The 21,592-nt window shown below is 63.6% G+C and carries 13 protein-coding genes; 2 read left to right on the top strand and 11 right to left on the bottom strand.

Annotated elements, in window-relative coordinates; genetic code table 11:
* Positions 1-14 precede the first annotated feature (14 nt).
* Positions 15-1,208, top strand: a complete 1,194-nt coding sequence (locus M2335_RS06710) for a glycosyltransferase (RefSeq protein WP_181560161.1) — start codon at positions 15-17, stop codon at positions 1,206-1,208.
* Positions 1,209-1,244: 36 nt separating this feature from the next.
* Here M2335_RS06710 and M2335_RS06705 read toward each other — a convergent pair whose 3' ends face one another.
* From M2335_RS06705 to M2335_RS06655, 11 genes are all read right to left on the bottom strand, one after another.
* Positions 1,245-1,769 (bottom strand): DUF2141 domain-containing protein, encoded by a 525-nt coding sequence (locus tag M2335_RS06705; protein WP_181560162.1) that lies wholly within the window; start codon positions 1,767-1,769, stop codon positions 1,245-1,247.
* Positions 1,770-2,069: 300 nt separating this feature from the next.
* Complete coding sequence (locus tag M2335_RS06700; protein ID WP_264594183.1) at positions 2,070-3,974, bottom strand: TonB-dependent receptor; 1,905 nt, start codon at positions 3,972-3,974, stop codon at positions 2,070-2,072.
* A 335-nt stretch (positions 3,975-4,309) separates the two neighbouring features.
* On the bottom strand, positions 4,310-5,101 hold the full coding sequence (locus M2335_RS06695; RefSeq protein WP_264593194.1) for a glutathione S-transferase family protein: 792 nt from the start codon (positions 5,099-5,101) through the stop codon (positions 4,310-4,312).
* Positions 5,102-5,146: 45 nt separating this feature from the next.
* Positions 5,147-5,920, bottom strand: coding sequence for a glutathione S-transferase family protein (locus tag M2335_RS06690; RefSeq protein ID WP_264573239.1), 774 nt, complete (start codon positions 5,918-5,920; stop codon positions 5,147-5,149).
* Positions 5,921-5,994: 74 nt separating this feature from the next.
* Positions 5,995-6,909 (bottom strand): SDR family NAD(P)-dependent oxidoreductase, encoded by a 915-nt coding sequence (locus M2335_RS06685; protein ID WP_264575394.1) that lies wholly within the window; start codon positions 6,907-6,909, stop codon positions 5,995-5,997.
* Positions 6,910-7,045: 136 nt separating this feature from the next.
* Positions 7,046-8,845, bottom strand: a complete 1,800-nt coding sequence (glgX, locus tag M2335_RS06680; RefSeq protein WP_264594182.1) for a glycogen debranching protein GlgX — start codon at positions 8,843-8,845, stop codon at positions 7,046-7,048.
* A 38-nt stretch (positions 8,846-8,883) separates the two neighbouring features.
* Entirely contained in the window at positions 8,884-10,515 is a 1,632-nt protein-coding gene (locus M2335_RS06675; RefSeq protein WP_264594181.1) for an alpha-D-glucose phosphate-specific phosphoglucomutase, read from the bottom strand.
* Positions 10,512-11,966, bottom strand: a complete 1,455-nt coding sequence (gene glgA / locus M2335_RS06670) for a glycogen synthase GlgA (RefSeq protein ID WP_264594180.1) — start codon at positions 11,964-11,966, stop codon at positions 10,512-10,514. The genes M2335_RS06675 and glgA overlap by 4 nt, the downstream gene beginning before the upstream one ends.
* Before the next feature lie 93 nt (positions 11,967-12,059).
* On the bottom strand, positions 12,060-13,325 hold the full coding sequence (gene glgC, locus M2335_RS06665) for a glucose-1-phosphate adenylyltransferase (RefSeq protein ID WP_264570843.1): 1,266 nt from the start codon (positions 13,323-13,325) through the stop codon (positions 12,060-12,062).
* 46 nt (positions 13,326-13,371) lie between these two features.
* Complete coding sequence (gene glgB / locus M2335_RS06660) at positions 13,372-15,525, bottom strand: 1,4-alpha-glucan branching protein GlgB (protein ID WP_264594179.1); 2,154 nt, start codon at positions 15,523-15,525, stop codon at positions 13,372-13,374.
* The gene (locus tag M2335_RS06655; protein ID WP_264594178.1) at positions 15,522-17,942 is read right to left on the bottom strand and encodes a glycogen/starch/alpha-glucan phosphorylase; all 2,421 of its coding nucleotides are present in this window, start codon (positions 17,940-17,942) and stop codon (positions 15,522-15,524) included. The genes glgB and M2335_RS06655 overlap by 4 nt, the downstream gene beginning before the upstream one ends.
* Positions 17,943-18,309: 367 nt before the next feature.
* Between M2335_RS06655 and M2335_RS06650 the strand changes: the two genes are divergently transcribed.
* Entirely contained in the window at positions 18,310-21,531 is a 3,222-nt protein-coding gene (locus tag M2335_RS06650) for a TonB-dependent receptor domain-containing protein (protein ID WP_264594177.1), read from the top strand.
* The last annotated feature ends 61 nt before the right edge of the window (positions 21,532-21,592 follow it).

The raw sequence follows: 21,592 nt of genomic DNA, 5'->3' as shown, positions 1-21,592 counted from the left end.
CGCCGGGTGACAGCATGCGCATTGTGGATGTCGCCGCCTTTTACACGCCCTATGGCGGCGGCGTAAAAACCTACATCGATCGCAAGCTTCTCGCCGGACCTGCGGCGGGGCATGAAGTGGTGGTGATCGCCCCAGGGCCGGGTTTCCGCGTTGAGGATTATGGCCCCAATGCGCGGATCATCTACCTGGAGAACCCTCAATTTCCACTGGACCGGCGTTACCATTATTTCCGCGACGTCGACACGTTGCACGATACGTTAAGCCAACTCGAGCCCGACGTCGTCGAATGCTCCTCGCCCTGGCGCAGCGCCCGCTTTGTTGGCGAGTGGCCAGGCAAAGCACCGCGGGCGCTGGTGATGCATGCCGATCCCATGTCGGCTTATGCCTATCGCTGGTTCGATCCTTTCCTGCCTCGTCCGGCCATTGACCGCGCTTTCGGCATGTTCTGGCGTCACCTCAAGCGGATGGACCAGCTGTTCGACGGCTCGATCACGACTGGCGAAGACCAGACCAATCGCCTGCTGGCGGGTGGGATGAAACGGGTCGTGACCAATCCCATGGGCGTCCAGCCAGGCATTTTCTCTCCGGACTTTCGAGATGAAGAGTTGCGCGCGCGCCTCCTTGCGCGCTGCGACCTGCCGCCCGAAGCAACGCTGCTGCTGGGGGCTGGGCGGCACGGCCCGGAGAAGCGCTGGCCTATGGTGATCCAGGCCGTGACCATGGCGGGGAACAAGGCGCCGGTCGGCCTCGTGATTGCCGGCGATGGGCGCGATCGCGCGCGTGTGGCCCGCGCCGCCGCGCAAATCCCGCACGTCCATCTGCTCTCACCAATCTCGGACAGGCAGGCAGTCGCGCGTCTTTTCGCCAGCTGCGATGCTCTGATCCATGGCTGCGAGGCGGAGGTGTTCTGCACCGTCGGCGGTGAGGCGCGTGCGGCCGGCCTGCCACTCATCATGCCGGATCGTGGCGGCGCTGCGGATCACGCCCGCTTGTGCGAAGGGTGGCTGTACAAATCAGCCGATCCCACAGCCGCAGCCAAGGCGATCCTGGACTTCATTGCCACGCCCAAGGAAGAGGTGCGCGCCAAAGCCCTCCATTATGCGCAACATGTGCGCACCATCGACGAGCATTTCGCCGATCTATTCGCTTATTATCAGCAGCTCGTCGACAATCCCGTCGTGCGACGCACAGGCACGCTGGCAGCCTGACACGCGAGGGCGGCTAGGCCAGCCCTCCCCTTTCCGCTACTTCTTGAGCGGGCCAAAGCAGACCAGACTGCGGCGATACTGCATAGTGACGTTGATCGTGGTCGGGCCATTGCCCACGGTCGCCCGTGCATCGCGGCCCTTGGGCTGGCCCCAGCACAGTTTGGGATCACCCGGAAAAGCGACGCCATCCACCGACAGGCCGAGCTTGCGGTTGGAATCGCGGTCATGCAGCAGGCTCAGCGTGTAGGTGCCCGCGCTCGGCGCGCGGATGCAGAGCACGACCGGGCCGCTGGCCGGCACCTTCATCTCGGCGCGACGAAAGGGTTTGCCCGCCATGAGCAGGACATTATCGTCGGCGAGGAAATCCTCGTCGCTATTGGGATAGAGCTCGACGCGAACCAGACCCTGACGGTCCTTCAACCCGTTGATGTTGATCATATAGGCCGGGCCGCTTTCATTCGCGCGGCAGCGCCCTTCGGCCATCCCCAGCGTGGGGCTGGACGGGATATATTGCGGCGATCCTGCGGCCGCCGCCGCGGCAAGCAACACACTCAGTGTCATCAGCACTCATTCTCCTGCACCGGGCAGACCCCGCACCGCATGGCGCGCGATCCGCACTGGTCAAACTACCATAAGCCCGGCTCAAAGCCGGCACCGACAAGGGCGCGAAGGCCCGTTGCGACAAGCTGAAAGCCTATCTGCATGACATCATCCGGCTCGGCAATGCCTGACTGGCACGGACAGTTACAGCGTCAGCGCGTCCGTGAACCGTTACAATGCCGCGCCGACCTGAAAGATCCATGGCATGATGCGCCTGAACACAGGATGGATCGGCCGTTGCGTGCCCCTTGAGGGGAGCGGCTACCGGATGCTGCGCTTGATGGTCAGATATGCGACCAGGTGGCTCTCGCGATGACGCAGTTCGCGCTCATAGGGCATCAGCGAGCGCCGGTCCGGATCGTAGAAGTCGCGCACGCGCCGCTTGCCGCCATCCAGCAGGTTTTCGCTGCCGAGCGTCACCGTCCAACGGGAATTCGGGCGATATTCGACAAAGGCGGCGACATTGGGCGCGATTCCTCGGTTGAAGTCCACCTCGTCGATCCGATAGCTGTCCGACCCGCTATTGCCGGTCATGCTCGTGCCCCAGGCGAAGCGGCCCAGATCCTGCCGGAAGCGCGCCTCGTAGTAGAAGGGCGCATAGCCGGAAAAGGGGCGATAGCGCAGCGTGTACGGATCCCGCACGGACGTATCGATGTAGGAGCCATAAAGGGTGAGCCGCCCGCCTTTGACGCCCAGCCGGGAGAGCGGCAGATCGATATTGGCCGCCGCGCTGAACTGGGTGCCGTCCCCCAGATTGCCCGGCGCATCGAACCCCTCCGGCGTCGGCACGCGGTCCTGAACCTTTGCGATGAAATCATAGCCCAGATCGAGCGTGATGCGCCCGTCACCCGGCAAGGCGCGATCAACGCTCAGCTTGAACTCCCAGGCCCGTTGCGGGAGGAGATCGGGATTGCCACCGTTCACCCGGTCCGCCGAAAGCTCCGCGGCGCTGACGAAATCCTCGAAATCGAGCTGCGCCACGGTCCGTTCGGCGCTGATCTGGCTGTGCCAGGCGCCGTCACGCCAATCCAGCGCGACCTTGGGCTTGACGAAGTCGAGGGTCCGACGGGCGCTGACATCGCCCCTTACGCTGAGGCGCGAGCGTTCATAGGCAAGGCCCAAATCGATCCGCAGCCGGGATGACAGCGGCCGGCCCGCATTGGCGAAGGCCTCGCCGCGATCCTCGGTCACCACCGCGTTGCTGACAGGCAGATCATAAACCGTGACCGCTCCATCGGGATCGACGGAAAACAGATCCACTTGGCCATCCAGCCGGGTGCGGACGCCCTCCACGCCTGTCTCGACCGTCCAGCCGGAGAATGCCGTGCCGCTCCAGCTCACGCGCGCCAGCGTCTCGTCCCGCCAGTCATGCTGGTTCTGAAAGAGGCCGCCCAGATCGTCTCCTGCCAGACTGGCCTCGGTCGCCTGATCGCGCAGGCTGCGATATCGCCGGGAGGCCAGACCGAGCAGCTTGATGCCACCAGAACCGAGAGGCCGGGTGATGTCGCCGCTCACTTCCATGGTGCGGGTAAACCAACGCTGCACAAGGGCGTCGTTGCGCTCGGATCCGTCAGCAGATTGCACAAAGCTGCTTTGCGTCAGGTCATCATAATTGAGGTTGAGACTGGCGCTGAGATTGACCGTGCGATGCTCCCCCTCGTTCAGCGTCCACCGCACAGAGCCGGAGGGCTGGGGATTGCGGAAGCGGCTGAACTTCTCGCGATATTCCTGCTCGGTGCCGCCGGGCAGCGTGACCAGCTGGTCGAACCCCTCCTCCGATGTCGCAGCATTTTTTACGGCGAGTGCGACGTTGAAGGTCGATGCGCCCCGATTCCACAGCGCGGAGATGCTTCCTTCCGGAAGGATCGCGCCGCGATATTCCCGGCGCAAGGTCGTCTCGACAGTCGCCGCAAGCCCGCCCTCCTGCGACAGCACAACATTGGCTACCAGCGCGCGGCCGGCATAGTCCGTCCCGAACCGATCGCCCGAGGCAAGTTCGATGCGGACGACGCGGGCAGCGGGAATGCGCGAGAGCAGCGTGCCGAGCGTCTCGCTCTTGGCATTGGGCCGTCGGCCATTGATCACGACATTGCCTGCCGCCTGCCGAAAACCGCGAATCTCGGCATCGCCCTCGTCCAGCGTGAAGCCGGGCACCAGGGAGATCATCTCCAGCGCATTGCTGGGTGCGGAGGGGCTAAAAAAAGCGGCCTCGTAAACGGAGCCGCGCGATTGGTCTGCAGGCTGCCCCTGTGCCGGCGCTGGCAAGGCTGCACCGGCCAGACACGCATATCCAAAGATCAGCCACTTGCGGCGTGACAAACCAGATCCCCCAAGGCGATACCCACACCGGCTCTCGGGAAGCCGACCGGCCTGCTCGCTCCCACAGGCCAAGTCCCTCATTATGGTTAACAATTCCTCATGTCATGGCCCGAAGATGCATCTTGCCAAGAAAGCATGAAGGATGTGGCAATCAGATCATAGCATGCTAAGCAATTTGCGGGTTAAGCGGCAAGGCCCAGTTCTTTATCGGTCGCGGGGCGGCCCCATTTGTCTCGGGGAGGCATGGGGCGGTTGCGCCAGTCGAAATCCGGGGAGAAGCTGGAAATGGCGCGCCCTTCGGGTATGCGACCGTTGCCGCCGCCCTGGCTATAATCATAATAGAGCTTGATCAGCTCTTCATGACTGCGGTGCTGGGCGGCCGGATGCGCGACGCAGGCCGCGCGCCAGCGCAACACCCGGTCGAACTGGGCGGGCACCTCATAATCTTCGTAATATTCGAGGAACCACAGCCGTTTGAACATCGGCGTGAAGGCGACCTCCGCCCAGCCGAAGCGATCCTCGAACAGAAAGTCGACGCCCGTGGCGTAGCGGCGCAGGAACGCATCCACCTTGCCAAACTCCGCGTCCACAGCCGCGCGCATTTCCTCACGCTTGTCGGCATCGCGGTTGAGGATCATGCGGTAACCCGCGCCCGAGAACGGGCCGGACAGCTCCGCCAGCATTCCCTCGACGGCGTGGTGGAACGGATCGGGATGCGCGACGGCAGGCTGCGGGTATCGCTGCTCAAGATAGCGCAAGATGACCATGCTCTCCTTGAGGCTCTCGCCATTCTCTACATCGAGCAGCGGCAGCGCCGTGGTGCCGCCGCTCTTGGCCAGCAGCCAGTCCGGGCGCGGCTTGGAGATGTCGATCTCGACATCCTTCAGCGCCACGCCCTTGAGCGCCATCATGATCTCGATGCGCTCCGAGAAGGGGCAACCGGGAATGTGGTAGATGGTGAGATCCTGCGTCATTGCCCAGTCCGCCTTCTTATCCTTGATGTATGACCGCCGCCCGGTTCAGGCGGCGGGCTGCGGCTTGGCCTTGAGCAGATCCTCGCTCTTGGCCTTCTCGAACATCGCCTTGATCGCCGGACGCTCGTTGATGCGCGCTAGCCAGGCGCACAGGCCGGGCGTCTTCTGCTCGTTCACATAGTCGCCGAAGAAGCCACCGGGACGCTGGAGGCCATTGGCAATGGCGAAGTTGCAGATGTCTGCGAGGCTAAAGCCGCTGTCGACCAGATAGTCCTGCTTGGAGAGCGTCTCCTCCAGCCGCTGGACCGACACGCCGACCTTGCGGAACTCCTCGTCCAGCATCTCCTGCGGGAAGCCGTTCCGGGCGCGGCGCCACTTCACCTGCTGCTCGGGAATGGTCACCTTGTTGGTGACGTGGTCCTCGAACTCTTCGTCAGTCATCTTCTGAGCGATCGCCTTGATGCCGAATGCCCAGCCGATGGTGGAAACGCACCAGCAGAAATACTCGTCCACCCACTTGGTCCACACGCGCATTTCCGCGCGCTTGAACGGATCGGCGGGGCGCAATGACGTGCCGGCATCCGGAAACACGTCTTCGAGATATTCGCAGATCACGGTGGATTCGGTGACGACCTGGCCATCATGCCAGAGCGCCGGCACCTGGCCGCGCGGATTGATCTTCTTGAACCAGTCCGAATGCTGCTCGAACTTGGCCGGGTCCACGAAGACCGGCTCGAATTCGAGGCCCTTCTCATAGAGCGTCGCGAGCGGCTTGAGCGAATTGGCGCCGGGGCCAAAGCTGTACAATTTGAGGGTCATGTCTCTCTCCGATAGTTCTTAGCGCGACCATGGCTCCGCATGGCGCCCCAGCGCAATTCGATCGCGCAATGCGATTATTCGCCCTTCTTGCCGTCGGCGAAGACGCGCGTGCGGTCGCGACCCCAGTTGATCAACGCCTCGGTGCGCAGACGCGCGCCCTCCGGGTCGCTCTCGATCGGCGCGACGGACTCGATGATCGCCTGGAAATGCTTCTCCAGCCCTTCGCGCACTTCCGGATAGGGGATGATGTAGAGCGCGTTTTCCTGAATGCCCTTCATGATCGCCTCACCCAGCTTCTCGGGATCAAGCCCGTGCTGGTGGATCGAGTGCAGGGAGGCGATGGAATCGTCATTCTCGACATAGCCGCTCGACCCGAACTTCTCAGGACGGAGGCGGCTCGCCTCGGCGATGTTGGAGCGGATATTGGCCGGCGTGCAGACCGAGACGCCAATATCATACTGCGCCAGACCCTGCCGGTAGCCTTCCATCAGGTTGATGCTGGCCGCCTTCGCCGCCGAATATGGGCCGGCCAGCGCGCTGCCCATGAACCCGCCGAGCGAGGACACTGTCACGATATGCCCCGGCACACCCGCCGCGATCATGCGCGGGACGAAGGTGACCATGCCATTGATGACGCCGCCCAGGTTGACGCCGACAATCCAGTCAAAGTCATCATAGGTCGTCTTCTCGATCGGCCCGAAGCTGTTGACGCCAGCGGTGTTCGACAGGATCGTCGGCGCGCGGCCGAAAACGGATTCGACCTCGTCCGCAGCCTTCGCATAGGCGTCGCGGTCCATGATATCGAGCTTGATGCCGTGGGCGCGGACGCCCTCTGCCCGCAGCTTCTCAAGGGCGGCGTCGATGGCTTCCGCGCGCACATCCGCAATGACAATCTCAGCGCCCGCCCGTCCGAACACGGTTGCCTGACCGAAGCCGGCACCCGAAGCGCCACCGGTGATGAAAGCCAGTTGGCCCTTTAAATCCTTCATGCAATCCACTCCTCGCTCCGGTCATCCGACGGGAGACTGACCTGTTATGCCCCTCAGGGTGTTCCGTGCTGCTGCGCCAGGCCGCTGGCCCTTCGCTTTGCGCGGAATGATTCCCCATTCCCCGCCCGGTTTTCACTCAATGCCGGACAATGTCAACAATGAGTCGGCGCTGCGCGCGGTCGACGAGGAGCGTGAAGCGGCGACCGTTCGGCAAGTCCGCCTCGTAGCGGACAAAGCCGGTCTCGGCCGATTCCCAGCCGGAAACGCTCATATCCGCCCCATCCGCCCGGAACCAGCGGCCGGGCTCAGGAAATGTCGCGAACGCATCGAGATCCGCCGCGCGCGCGGCGGAGAGCGCACAGGCAAAGGCCTCCAGTGAGGTATCGCGATCATGCCAGGCAACCCAGGAGAGCGGATTATCCTGCGCATAAGCGTTGTTGTTGCCCTGCTGGGTGCGGCCAAATTCATCGCCGGCCGTCAGCATGATCGTCCCGGACGAGGCAAAGAGCGTCGCGAGCAAGGCCCGCAGATCGTCCCCGCGCGCCGCGATCACGTCCGGGTCGTCGCTCGGTCCCTCGACACCGTGGTTCCAGCTGAAATTCTCGCCATGTCCGTCGCGATTATGCTCACCATTGGCGAGATTGTGACGATGGACATAGGCCACGGTATCGGCGAGCGTGAAGCCGTCATGAGACGCCAAAAAATTGACGCTCCGGCTCGGCTTGCCGAAGATGTCCGCCGATCCGGCGAGACGCGTGACGAAGGCGCCGATCCCGCCATCGCCGCGCCAGAAGCGGCGCACATCGTCGCGATAGCGGTCGTTCCATTCCAGCCAACTCTCAGGAAAGCGGCCGAGTTGATAACCGTCCGCGCCAATATCCCATGGCTCTGCGATCAGGACCCGATCCGCCAGCCAGGGATCGCGCGCGATCTCATCGAAGATTGGCGCCTGCGGATCGAACGCCGGGCCGCGCGCCAGAATCGGCGCGAGATCGAAGCGGAAGCCATCCACGCCCGCCTCACGCACGAAGCGTCGGAGCGTCTCCAGCGTGAGCGCCCGCACGGCAGGCTGGGTAAAATCAAGCGTGTTACCGGTGCCGGCGACATTGACGAGGTCGCCATCGGCCTCCAGCGCATAATAGCTCCGCTCGCCCAGCCCGCGCATCGACAGGGTCGGCCCGATCCGGTCGCTCTCGCCGGTGTGGTTGAACACAAGGTCGAGAATGACGCCGATGCCGGCCTCGTGCAGGCACGCCACCGTTTCGCGCAGTTCCGCCATGCCACCGGGGCACAGTCGGGGATCGAGGGCCATGGGCGCGATCGGGTTGTAACCCCAGGCATTGGCCAACCCACGTGCGACCAGATGCCTCTCATCGATCCAGGCGACGATCGGCATCAGTTCGACCGCCCCGACATGCAGCTTCTGGAGATGTGCGATGACCGCCGGGTGTGCGAGCGCCGCCACCGTGCCCCGCAGCGCCGGCGGTACGTCCGGATGCAGCATGGTGAAACCGCGTACGTTCAACTCGTAGATCAGGGCGCCCTGGCGGATGTGCGGCGGCGCCGGCGGGAGATCGGCCAGCGGCGCAGTGACGATGCTGCGCGGTACGAGTGGCGCCGTCTCTACGCCGCGCTCGGCAAGCTGGGGATCAAAGACAAAAGGCCGATCGATCGCGCTCGCCCAGGGATCGACCAACAGCTTGGCGGGATCGAAGCACAGCCCCTGCTCCGGCGCCCATGGGCCGTCGGCGCGAAAGCCATAACGCTGGCCGGCAGCAACCCCGGCAATCTGCGCCTGCCAGACATCGCCCTGTTGGGCCATGGCATGGCGATGCTCGCACTCGTCATCGCCGAACAGGCACAGGGTTACAGCGGTGGCGTCGGGCGCCCAGACGGAGAATGTCGCGCCCTCGCGGGTGAGGTGAACGCCGTACATTCAGGCCCTGGACGCCTGCAAAGCAAAGGCGCGCCGCCTCATGTCACGACATCCGGGGCTGTGCGGCCCGTGTGGCGCGCGATACCGGCGATCGCTTCCGCCGCTGCGATCAGCTCCGCCAGCATCGCAGGCGTCTCTTCATCCAGCGCGCCGCCCACGGGTTCGTAACGCTCCAGATAGACGCGCAGCGTCGCGCCTTCCGTGCCTGTGCCGGAGAGACGGAACACCACGCGCGAACCGCCCTCGAACAGCACGCGCAGGCCCTGATTGGCACTGACAGAGCCATCGACCGGGTCGGCGTAAGAGAAGCTGTCCGCCGCTGCGACGGTGAGCGCGCCGAAGCGCGCACCGGGCAGCGCGGGGAGCGCCGCCGTAAGCGCTTCGATGAGCGCATTGGCCTTCTCCGTCTCGATGCCCTCATAATCGTGCCGCGCATAATAATTGCGGCCAAAGCGCGCCCAATGATCGTGGGCCAGAGCATCGACGCTGATCTTGCGCTCGGCAAGGATGTTGAGCCAGAGCAGCACGGCCCACACCCCGTCCTTCTCGCGAACATGGTCGCTGCCCGTGCCGGCGCTTTCCTCGCCGCAGATCGTCGCCATGCCGGCATCCAGCAGATTGCCGAAGAATTTCCAGCCGGTCGGCGTCTCGAAGCTCGGGATGCCGAGCGCTTCCGCCACGCGATCCGCCGCCGCGCTGGTCGGCATGGAGCGGGCAATGCCCTTGAGGCCGCCGCGATAGCCCTTGGCGAGATGGGCGTTAGCCGCCAGCATCGCCAGCGAATCCGACGGCGTGACGAAGCGCCCCTTGCCGATGATCAGGTTACGGTCGCCATCGCCGTCAGACGCCGCGCCGAAATCGGGGGCGTCCGCGCTCATCATCAGATCGTACAGCACCTTGGCGTGGACGAGATTGGGGTCCGGGTGATGATGGCCAAAGTCCTCGAGCGGCGTCCCATTGCGGACGGTGCCGGGCGCAAAGCCCAGGCGTCGCTCGAAAATCTCGGTCGCATAAGGGCCAGTGACCGCGCTCATCGCATCGAAGGCGAGCGTGAAGCCGCCAGCGGCCATGGCGCGGATGGCGGCGAAGTCGAACAGCTCCTCCATGAGATCAGCATAATCGGCCACAGGATCGACCACCTCGACCGCCATGCCGCCGACCGTGACGGTGCCCAGCGCATCGAGATCGATGTCGCCGGCTTCCACCATCTGCCACTGGGTGATGGTCTGCGTACGCGCGTAGATTGCCTCGGTCACTTTCTCCGGCGCCGGCCCGCCGTTGGAGACGTTATACTTGATCCCGAAATCCTCGTCCGGCCCGCCGGGATTATGACTGGCGGAGAGGATGAGCCCGCCCAGCGCGCCGTATTTGCGGATGAGGTGGCTGGCGGCGGGCGTCGAGAGGATGCCGCCCTGCCCCACCATCACCTTCGCAAAGCCATTGGCGGCGGCCATGCGGATCGTCTGCTGGATGACCGTGCGGTTATGATAGCGCCCGTCCCCACCAACGACGAGCAGCGCGCCATCCTTGCCATCAATCGCATCGAAGACCGACTGGACGAAATTCTCGGCATAATTGGCCTGCTGGAACACCCGCACCTTCTTGCGCAGGCCGGATGTGCCGGGCTTCTGGCCTTCGAACGGCGTAGTGGGGACGCGCATGATCGTCATCTCTGCTCCTTGAGTTGCCGGTAGAGCGCAGCATAAGCAGCGCCGCTCCGTCCCCAGCTATTGTCCGTTTTCATCCCCGCCTGCTGGATCTGTTGCCAGCGCGCTCCCGCCCCATAAAGGCGGATCGTGCGGCTGATCGCGGTTGCGAGGCCCTGATAATCGACCGGCGAGAACAGCACGCCGGTGGCCGCGCCCGCGTTCATCGCGGCCTCATTGGCGTCGATCACCGTATCGCCAAGCCCGCCCGTCCGCGCGACGACCGGCACGCAGCCATAAGCCAAGCCGTAAAGCTGCGTGAGACCGCAGGGCTCGAACCGGGAGGGAATGAGAATGGCATCGCCCCCGCCCTGCATCAGATGAGCGAGCGGCTCGTCATAGCCAATGCGAATGCCGACGCGACCGGGGTGGCGGCCGGCGGCGGCATGGAGTCCGGCCTCGATCGCCGCGTCGCCGCTGCCCAGCACCGCGAGCCTGCCGCCCAGGCCGACAAGATGATCAATCACCTCGAGCAGCACGTCCATGCCCTTCTGCCAGGTGAGCCGCGTGATGACGACGAACAGCGGCCCATCGCCGCTCTCCAAGCCGAAGGCGGCCTCGACCGCCCGCTTGTTGGCCACGCGAGCGGAGAGGTCGTCCGCCGTGAATGGCGCGGCCAGCGCTGCATCCTTGGCCGGATTCCACTCGGCGGCATCGATGCCGTTGACGATGCCATGCATGCGGTCCTGCCGGCCGACGACCAGTCCCTCCAGCCCCATGCCGAATTCGGGCCGCCGGATTTCCTCGGCATAGCCGGGACTCACGGTGGTGATCGCATCGGCGAGGACCAGCCCCGCCTTCAGCATCCCCACGCCTCCATGATATTCCACGCCCTCGATCGACCATGCGACAGGCGGCAGGTCCAGCCGGGCAAAGAAAGCTGCGTCGAACCAGCCCTGGAATGCCATGTTGTGGATGGTCATCACGCTGGCGGGTCTTGTTGCCTGATCTCCGGAATAGACCAGATAGGCCGGCGCGAGCCCGGCCTGCCAATCATGCGCGTGGAGCACATCGAACGGCTTGAACCCTGCGCGCCCGGCGGCGAGATCGGCTGCGGCCTTGGCGAAGGCGGCGAAACGCAGGCCGTTGTCCAGCCAGTCCCGCCCCATGGCATCGGCATAAGGTCCGCCGTCGCGCTCGAAAAAGCCGGGCGCATCGAGCACCAGCAGCGGGCGCCCCTCATGCTTGGCAGCGAGAATGCGCGCCGGCGTGCCGAGCAGCGAGTCATAGCGGAAGACGGTGCGCTTGCGCGGCAGGGCCTTCAGGACCGAGGGGTAGCCGGGCAGAAAGCGCGTCATCGCCACGCCATGGGGCGCCACCGCCGCCGGCAGGGCCCCGGCCACATCGGCAAGGCCGCCGGTCTTGATGAGCGGCCAGCATTCGGACGCGGCGGAGAGGACGGAAAGCTCTGTCATGTTCGTAACAACCCGATGGACGGCGACGTGCCTTAAGGCAAAGGATGAAAAATCCGGTTCGACACGCGCAAGTGCTGCGCGCGGCCCTAGACGCTAGTCCAGCCGGTCGATCATCGCCTTGGTGATCAGACAGATGCCGCTTTCCGTGCGGCGAAACCGCTGCCCGTCCAGGCCCGGATCTTCGCCGACGACCAGACCTTCCGGAATGCGGACGCCGCTATCGATGATGCACCGCTTGAGCCGCGCACCGCGACCGATGTTGCAATAAGGCAGGATCACCGCCTCCTTGACGCTGGCGAAGCTGCCCATCTTCACGCCGGTGAACAGCAGACTGCGATGGGCCTCGGCGCCCGAGACGATACAATCCTGCGAGATGAGCGAACTCACCGCCATGCCCCGGCGGCCTTCCTCATCATGCACGAACTTGGCGGGCGCGGCGATGATCTGGTCGGTCCAGATCGGCCAGTCGCGATCGTACATGTTGAGCTTGGGCACCACGTCGGTCAGGTCGATATTGGCTTCCCAATACGCATCGAGCGTACCGACATCCCGCCAATATTCCTCGATCTGCTCGGCAGCGCGGATCGCGCTGGATGAAAACAGATGGGCGACGGCTTTGCCGTGCTTGACGATATAGGGGATGATGTCCCCGCCGAAATCGCGCTTGCTCTCCGGATCGTCGGCATCGCGGCGGAGTTGCTCGAAGAGAAATTCGGTCGTGAAGACATAGATGCCCATCGAGGCGAGCGCGACATCGGGCTTGCCGGGCATAGCTGGCGGGTCAGCCGGCTTTTCGAGAAAGCTGGTGATCTGGCCCTTGTCATCGACATGCATGACGCCGAAGGCCGTCGCCTGCATCCGCGGCACTTCCAGGCATCCGACGGTCACATCGGCATTTTCCTGCACATGCTGCTGCAGCATGAGCTCATAATCCATCTTGTAGATGTGATCGCCCGCCAGGATGACGATATATTTGGGCGCGTGGCTGGCGATGATGTCGATGTTCTGGAACACCGCGTCGGCCGTGCCCTCATACCAGTGAAACTCGTCGATGCGCTGCGAGGCGGGCAGGATGTCGAAGCTTTCGTTGCGCTCGGGACGCAGGAAGTTCCAGGCGCGCTGCATGTGGCGGATGAGCGAGTGGGCTTTGTACTGCGTCGCCACGCCGATGCGCCGGATGCCGCTGTTGATCGCATTGGAGAGCGCGAAATCGATGATGCGGGACATGCCGCCGAAATAGACCGCAGGCTTCGCGCGATTGTCGGTCAGTTCCATCAGGCGGCTGCCGCGCCCGCCGGCCAAGACATAAGCCATCGCGTCGCGTGCCAGAGGTTGTTTGCGGCCTTCTCTTTGTGTCACCTGTTCCCACTCCTTCCTCTGGCGCGCCATTATGACGGCGGACGCCTCAATCCTCTCCGTGCAGCATGATTGTGGCGAGCGGCGGCAAGGTCATCCTCGCCACGCCTTTCTCGGCCTTCACCGCACCCAAATTCCCGACACCGCTGCCCCCATAGATCGCGGCATCGGTGTTCATCACCTCCTGCCAGATGCCATCATGCGGCAGCGGCACGCGATAATCATAATGCACCACCGGCGTCATGTTCGCGATCACCGCGACAGGCGCCGCGCCGGGTGCCTTGCGGACCCAGGCGAACACCGAATTCTCGCGATCGTCCACGATCAGCCATTCAAAGCCCTCGCCTTCGCAATCGCGCTGATACAGGGCGGGAAGAGACCGGTACAAACCATTGAGATCACGAATGAGCGTCCGGATGCCGGAATGGGCAGGCGCGTCCAGTAGCTCCCAGTCGAGCGCGCGCGCTTCGCTCCACTCCCGGCGCTGCGCGAACTCCTGCCCCATGAACAGCAGCTTCTTGCCGGGGTAGCCCCACATGAAGGCATAATAAGCGCGCAGATTGGCGAATTTCTGCCAATCATCGCCGGCCATCTTGTTGAGCAGCGAGCCCTTGCCGTGGACCACCTCGTCGTGGCTGAGCGGCAGCACGAAATTCTCGGTATAGGCGTAGGTCAGCCCGAAGGTGATTTCTTCATGATGGTAGCGCCGGTGGATCGGGTCGCGCGCCATGTAACTGAGCGTATCGTTCATGAAGCCCATGTTCCACTTGAACCCGAAACCCAGCCCATTGTCATGCACGGGATGCGTGACGCCCGGCCATGTGGTGGATTCCTCGGCAATGGTCATGATGCCGGGATGGGCGCCGTAGATCGCCTTGTTCATGGTCTGGAGGAAGGCTGCGGCCTCCCAGTTCTCGCGCCCGCCCTCCGCGTTGGGCACCCATGCACCCGGCTCGCGGCTATAGTCGCGGTGGAGCATCGAGGCGACGGCATCGACCCTTAATCCGTCGACATGATAGCGCTCGGCCCAGAACAGCGCATTGTTGACGAGGAAGCTCGCCACCTCGCGCCGCCCGAAATTGTAGATCGCCGTATTCCAGTCCGGGTGGAAACCCTGGCGCGGATCTTCATGCTCATAGAGCGCCGTGCCATCGAAGCGGGCCAGCCCGTGCGCATCGGTGGGGAAGTGCGCGGGCACCCAGTCGAGCAGCACGCCAAGGCCGGCGCGGTGGGCGCCATCGACAAAGCGGGCAAAGCCGGCCGGATCACCGAAGCGGGCCGACGGCGCATAAAGGCCGGTGGTCTGGTAGCCCCAACTTGGATCATAGGGATGTTCGGAGACCGGCAGGAACTCGATGTGCGTGAAGCCCATGTCCGCGACATAGGGGATCAGCTCCTCGGCCATCCGGTCCCATGACAAGAACCAGCCGTCCTCATCCCGCCGCCAAGACCCGGGGTGAACCTCATAAATGCTCACCGGTACGCGGCGCGGATCGACCGAGGCCCAATGCGCGCGGTGGGCGGCATCCCCCCAGTCCGGCTTGGCAGGAGAGAAGGTCATCGACGCGGTTTTCGGCCGAAGTTCGGAGGCGAAGGCAAACGGATCGGCCTTGAGCGGTTGGACCGTGCCGTCCGGCCCGACGATCAAATATTTATACGCCTCCCACGCCCCCAGGCCGGGCATGAAGATTTCCCACACGCCATTGTCACTGCGACGGCGCATCACATGGCATTGGCCGTTCCAATCGTTGAAGTCGCCGACCAGCGCCACGCGCTGTGCGTTGGGCGCCCAGACTGCAAAGTGAACGCCACTGGCGCCTTCATGTTCAATGAGATGCGCGCCGAGCTTGTCGAACAATCGGAAGTGCGTGCCTTCCCCGATCAGCAGATCATCGAGCGGCCCCAGGACCGGCCCGAAGCTGTACGGGTCCGTGATTGTCCACTCGGCCCCCTGCCCCTTCGCACGATAGCGCAAGGGCTGACGCGGTCCCGACACGGCGCCTTCGAACAGACCGCGCGCATCAACGCGATCCAGCGTGCCCAGCCGCGTGCCCGCCAGATCATAGGCGTCCACCTGCTCGGCACCCGGAATGACCGCGCGCACGAATATGCCCGTCGGCCCTTCGTGCGGCCCGAGCAGCGAAAAGGGGTCGGCATGCGTGCCAGCCAGCAAGGCTTCAAGGGCCGCTTTGGGCGGCTTCACATAACTCCCCAGATGTCTTTGGCATATTCCGCGATGGTGCGGTCTGAGGAGAACCAACCAACGTTCGCAATGTTCCGCAGCGCTGCGCTTTGCCAACCGGCGGGGTTTGACCAGCGCGCATCGACGGCGCGCTGGGCCTGACTGTAGCTCTCGAAATCGGCGGCGACCATGAACCAGTCATGGTCATACAGGCCCCCGATCAGCTCGACATAGCGGTTGGGGTCGTCCGGCGAAAACACGCCCGAGGCAATCGCTGACACCGCCTGCTGCAACTCGCGCGACTCCTCGATGATCTGGCGCGGATTATAGCCATTGGCCCGCTGGTGCGCGACTTCATCCGCCGTCAGACCGAAAATGACGATATTGTCGTCGCCGACCCGGTCCTTGATCTCGATATTGGCGCCATCGAGCGTGCCGATGGTCAGCGCGCCATTGAGCGCGAACTTCATGTTGCCGGTGCCCGATGCCTCCATGCCGGCGGTGGAAATCTGCTCGGAGAGGTCGGCCGCTGGGATGATCTTCTCGGCCAGGCTCACATTGTAGTTCGGCACGAAAACGACCTTGAGCAGCCCACCCACCGAGGGATCGCTGTTGATCCGCCGGGCAATGTCATTGGCCAGTTTGATGATGAGCTTGGCATTATGGTAGCTGGGCGCCGCCTTGCCGCCGAAAATCTTGACGCGCGGCACCCAGTCGATCTCCGGGTGGCTGCGGATCTGGTCGTACAGCGCCACCGTCTCGATGAGATTGAGGAGCTGGCGCTTATATTCGTGGATGCGCTTGATCTGCACGTCGAACAGCGCGGAGGGGTCGAGGCGGATGCCCATATGCTCGCGCAGATGCTGCGTAAGCGCCTCCTTGTTGGCGCGCTTGATGGCGCCCAGCCGCTCGCCGAGCGTCGCGTCATCAGCGAACCGGTTCAGCTCGTGGAGCTTCTCGGCATCGTCCATGAACCCGTCGCCGATCGTCTCGCGAATGAGCGCTGTGAGGCCGGGATTGCACTCCAGCAGCCAGCGCCGCGGGGTCACGCCATTGGTCTTGTTATTGATCCGGTCCGGGTAGAGCCGATGCAGATCGGCGAAGACGGTCTGCTTCATCAGTTCGGTATGCAGCGCCGCGACGCCATTGACGCTATGCGCGCCGGCAAAGGCGAGATTGGCCATGCGCACGCGGCGCTCGCCATTTTCGTCGATCACGGAAATGGCGGAGATGGCAGCATTGTCGAGCTGCTTACTGGCCCGCGCCTCACGCAGCACCAGCGCATTGATGGCATAGACGATCTGCATATGCCGGGGCAGCATCCGCTCGAACAGCGGCAGCGGCCAGCTCTCCAGCGCCTCGGGCAGCAGGGTGTGGTTGGTATAGCCGAAGGTGGCGCGCGTGATGGTCCATGCCTCAGCCAGTTCCAGCCCGTGATCGTCCATCAGCAGGCGCATCAGTTCCGCGACGGACACCGCAGGATGGGTATCGTTGAGCTGGATGGCGACCTTTTCCGGCAAGGTGCGGATATCGCCATGATATTGCATGTGCCGCCGCACGATGTCCTGAATGGAGGCCGACGAGAAGAAATACTCCTGCCGCAGCCGCAACTCCTGCCCCGCCTGCGTCGAATCCGCGGGATAGAGCACGCGCACAAGGCTCTCGGCGCGCACCTGTTCGGCTAGCGCGCCGGCATGATCGCCGGCATTGAAGGCATCGAGCCGCAGAGGATCGACGGGGAAGGCGTTCCAAAGCCGCAGCGTGTTGACGCGACGTCCGCGCCAGCCGACCACGGGCGTGTCGACCGCCATGGCGATGACCTTCTCGGCCGGATGCCATTCGACGCGACCGTCGACATCACCGACGACCTCGCCGCCGAAGCCGACGCGATAGGCGCTCTCCCGCCGCTCGAACTCCCAAGGATTGCCATGGGCCAGCCAGTTTTCCGGTAGCTCGACCTGCCAGCCATCATCGATGCGCTGGCGGAACATGCCGTTCACATAGCGGATGCCATAGCCATAAGCGGGGATGTCCAGCGTGGCGAGGCTCTCCATGAAGCAGGCGGCGAGACGGCCGAGACCGCCATTGCCGAGCGCAGCATCCGGTTCGATCTCCACGATCTCGTCCAGATCCACCCCATGTTCGGCCAGCGCAGCACGCACCTCCTCGACCACGCCGAGATTGCTCAGCGCGTCGCGCAGCAGCCGACCGATCAGGAACTCGAGGCTGAGATAGTAGACTCTCTTCGCACCTGCAGCATGAGCCGCCTTGGACGATTCCATCCACCGCTCGATGATCTCGTCGCGCAGGGTATAGATCGTCGCGGCGAGCCAGTCGTGCGGCAGTGCGGCTTGACTATCCTTGCCAATCCGGTGGACCAGCGCGTCGACAATCCGCAGCTGAAGCGCCTTGTCCGACCTGCTGTCTCTGCTCGCCATTAGCCCTGCCCCTTTTCGATTCATGCCGCGTCGCGGAATCACCCATCGATAACACAGACGCACGCATGCGCCAGCCTTGCTTTCAATGCTTTTCGCGGAACGGCCGGACAGGTTGAGGCGCAAATTTCGATTGAATCTTAGTAGTTGCCGTCTGCATTTATTTGAATAGCATTCATTTGAAGCTGACCTTTCGAGTCGGCGACGCAGACGGGGAGGATATGGCTGCGCGGTACAGGTCCGCGCAGGCAGATGGCGTTCGCTCATTCGATGTTCCTGCGCACGATGACGCGTGTCCACGCCGTTCACTCTTCCTCGAGAGACGACCACGCTGCGCGAATGGCTCGCGCGACGCAGGGGAGGAAGACTGATGAACCCACGAACTGACAGATGGACGGCGCGTGCCCTGGTGAGTTGTACGGCGCTCGCCTTTGCCTTCAACGCGCCAAGCCCGGCAAAGGCCCAGTCCACCGAGGCGGACGCGCAGGAGACGCAGGCGATCGTCATCACCGGATCGCGGATCGTGCGCCGCGATTATACCTCAGCGACGCCGCTGACCACCGTGACAAGCGACACCTTGCAGTCTTCCTCGGATCTCAGCATCGACCAGGGCCTGAAGGAAATGCCGCAGTTCACCGGCGGCGTCGGCGCGACCGGTCGCGGCGGCGCCGGCCTGACCGGCCTGGCCGGATCTGACGTGCAGGCCACACCGACCAACAGCCCCGGTATCGCGACGCTCGACCTGCGCGGCATCGGCGCCAATCGAACGCTGGTCCTCCTGGATGGACGGCGCACCCAGCCGGCCAATGCGACACTGGTGGTCGATATCAACACCATTCCCAAGGCAGCGCTCGACAGCGTGGAGGTCATCACCGGCGGCGCGGGCGCAACCTATGGCGCGGATGCCGTTGCCGGCGTCGTCAATTTCAAGCTCAAGCGCGACTATTCCGGCGTCACGATCGATACCAGCATGGGAATCAGCGAACGTGGCGATGGACGGCAGTTCGAGATATCCGCCCTTGTTGGTGGCAATTTCGCCGATGGACGCGGCAACGCCATGCTGGGCGTGACCTATCAGGACCGCGACATCATCTATCAGGCGGATCGCCCCTTCTATCAGGCTGGTTATACCGATCCCGCCAGCAGCGGCGGAGCGGTCTTCTTCGGCAGCAGCTTCGGCGTTACGCCGCGCACGAATACGACCGGCGTACCGGGCGTGGTGGCCGGCTTCGACTTCGGTGCACCAGCCGGCAACCCGTCCCAGGCGGCCGTCAATCAGGTGTTTGCGCGCTACGGCTTCGCGCCAGGGGAAGTCGCGATTGCCGGGCCGGGCCTGTCGACCAGCTTCTTCTTCAACAAGGCGGCAAATCCGCTCGATGCCACGATCTTCTCGGGCGTCGTCGGCCGCGTGACTGGTGCGCCCGCACCCAATTACAACGGCACCGATCCCAATGTGAAAATCCTGGAGAACGGCAATGCCTCCTTCGTCAGCAAGGAAGGTTATCTCCAGTTACCGCTGCGGCGAATCTCCTTCTTTGGCAGCGCGCATTACGACATCGCGGATGACATTACGGCCTATGTTCAGGCCAAGTTCGACCAGAACAATGTCCAGACCCAATCCACCTATGCCACGGCCTTCAGTCAACTGAATGCCGGTATCACTTTCGACGCCGCGACATGCGGCGCGGCGGTGGGCCACCCTGTGCCGCAGGACCTCTGCGACATCCTACGCAGCCGCGCTCGCCCGAATGCGCCATGGTCGCTCAATCAATCGATGACGTTCATGGGCCCCTCGCGCACCGAAACGAACACCTACAATTATGAGGTGATTGGCGGCTTCCGCGGCAATGTCGGCATTCGCGACTGGACGTTCGATGTCTTCGGCGGTCACGGCAGGAGTTCGCAAGTTACGCGCTATGAGAACTTCATCGATCTGGATGCCTACCAGACGCTCATCGGCCTCCCCAATTACGGCGCCGGAACAACCTTCCTGCACCCCAGTCTCGGCATGTCTGCAAGCTGCACGAGCGGTCTCAATCCGTTCACCACCGCCCCGGTCTCGCAGGACTGCCAAGATCTGATCCAAGCAAACATCAAGGCTGAGACGGTCGTCGGGCAGACCCAGGCGGAAGTGAATTTCCAGGGTGGACTGTTCGACCTGCCAGCCGGTGAAGTGCGCTTTGCGGCCGGCGCGTCCTATCGCGAAAACAACTTCTTCTATGAGCCCAGCGGCCCACTCAACGCGCAGACGATCAACAGCGGCGTCATCAGCCTGCCCGGCGTCTCGCGAACGGAAGGCAAGATCTTCGTCAAGGATTTCTACGGCGAGGTCCTGATCCCGCTTCTGTCCGATCTGCCCTTCGTTCAGGCACTGAACCTCAATGCGGGCTATCGTCACTCGAGCTACAACACGGCAGGCTCGGTCGGCACATGGAAAGTCATTGGCGACTGGGATGTGAATGACTGGCTGAAGTTCCGCGGCGGCTACCAGGTCGCCAACCGCGCACCGAACATCGCCGAAATCTTCCAGCCGGGCATCTACACCGTGGTCAATTGGCCCGGCGGCGATCCGTGCGCGACCCATGCCAACAATTCCGCCTATCCCGGCTATGGCAATCGCGCCGACAATCCGGATCGCGCGCAGGTTCTGGCACTCTGCTCCGCGATCTCAGGCGGCTTTCCGATCGGTCCGGATTTCGTGGGCAATCAGCCGCAGCTGTTCCCTCTGGGGCGGGATGTCACATTGGGCAACCCAAATCTCAAGTCCGAGGAAGCCCGCACCTTCACGGCCGGCATGGTCATCCGCTCACCATGGCGGGATTCCCCGTGGCTCAGCCGCCTGACCCTCTCGGTCGACTATTATAATATCAAGATCGCAGGTGCCGTCTCGACCCTGTCGACCGATTATGTCTACCGCCAGTGCTTCAACTTCGATGGCACAAGCAATCCCACTTACGATCCCGGCAACGAGTTCTGCACCCGGATCATCCGTGAGCCGCAAAGTGGCTTCTGGTCGGCGACACGCGCCTTCTTCGAGAATCTGGGTAAAATCCACACCGCAGGCATCGATGCCAATCTCAACTGGACCGTCCCGGCGCCTGGGCTGTTCGGGGATGAGGGATCGTTCACCACCAATATCGCGTTCAACTATCTCGACAAGTTCGACGTTCAGAGCTTGCCGGGCGGGCCGACGGCCGACTATCGCGATACCATCGGCAGCAACCAGTATAGTGCGCAGTTCAAATGGAAGCTGTCGACCAACGTCGCCTATAATTTCGGCCCGGGGGCGATCAGCCTGACATGGCGTCATCTGCCCAAGGTTCGCTACTTCACCTTCGCGACCAGCACGACCGCGACCGAACTCCCAATCCCCGCCTATGACATCTTCGACCTCTCCGGGCGGGTCGCGGCGACATCCACCGTCGAGTTGCGGTTCGGCGTGGACAATCTGTTCGACAAGCAGCCCCCGCGCCTCGGCGTGCGGGCGGGCACGCTCGCGCAGGGAGGCTCTTCGCAATCCGGTGTCACGGACCCGAGTACCTACGATGTGCTTGGCCGGCGCTTCTTCCTCGGCGCCCGGTTGCGCTTTTGACGAGGGCGTGGCGGGCGCACTGGGCGTCCGCCACGCCTACTTGCCTCCCGGCGCACCCCTG

The organism is Sphingobium sp. B12D2B (assembly GCF_025961775.1).
Taxonomy (GTDB): Bacteria; Pseudomonadota; Alphaproteobacteria; order Sphingomonadales; family Sphingomonadaceae; genus Sphingobium.
This window is presented reverse-complemented; position numbering and strand designations above follow the sequence as displayed.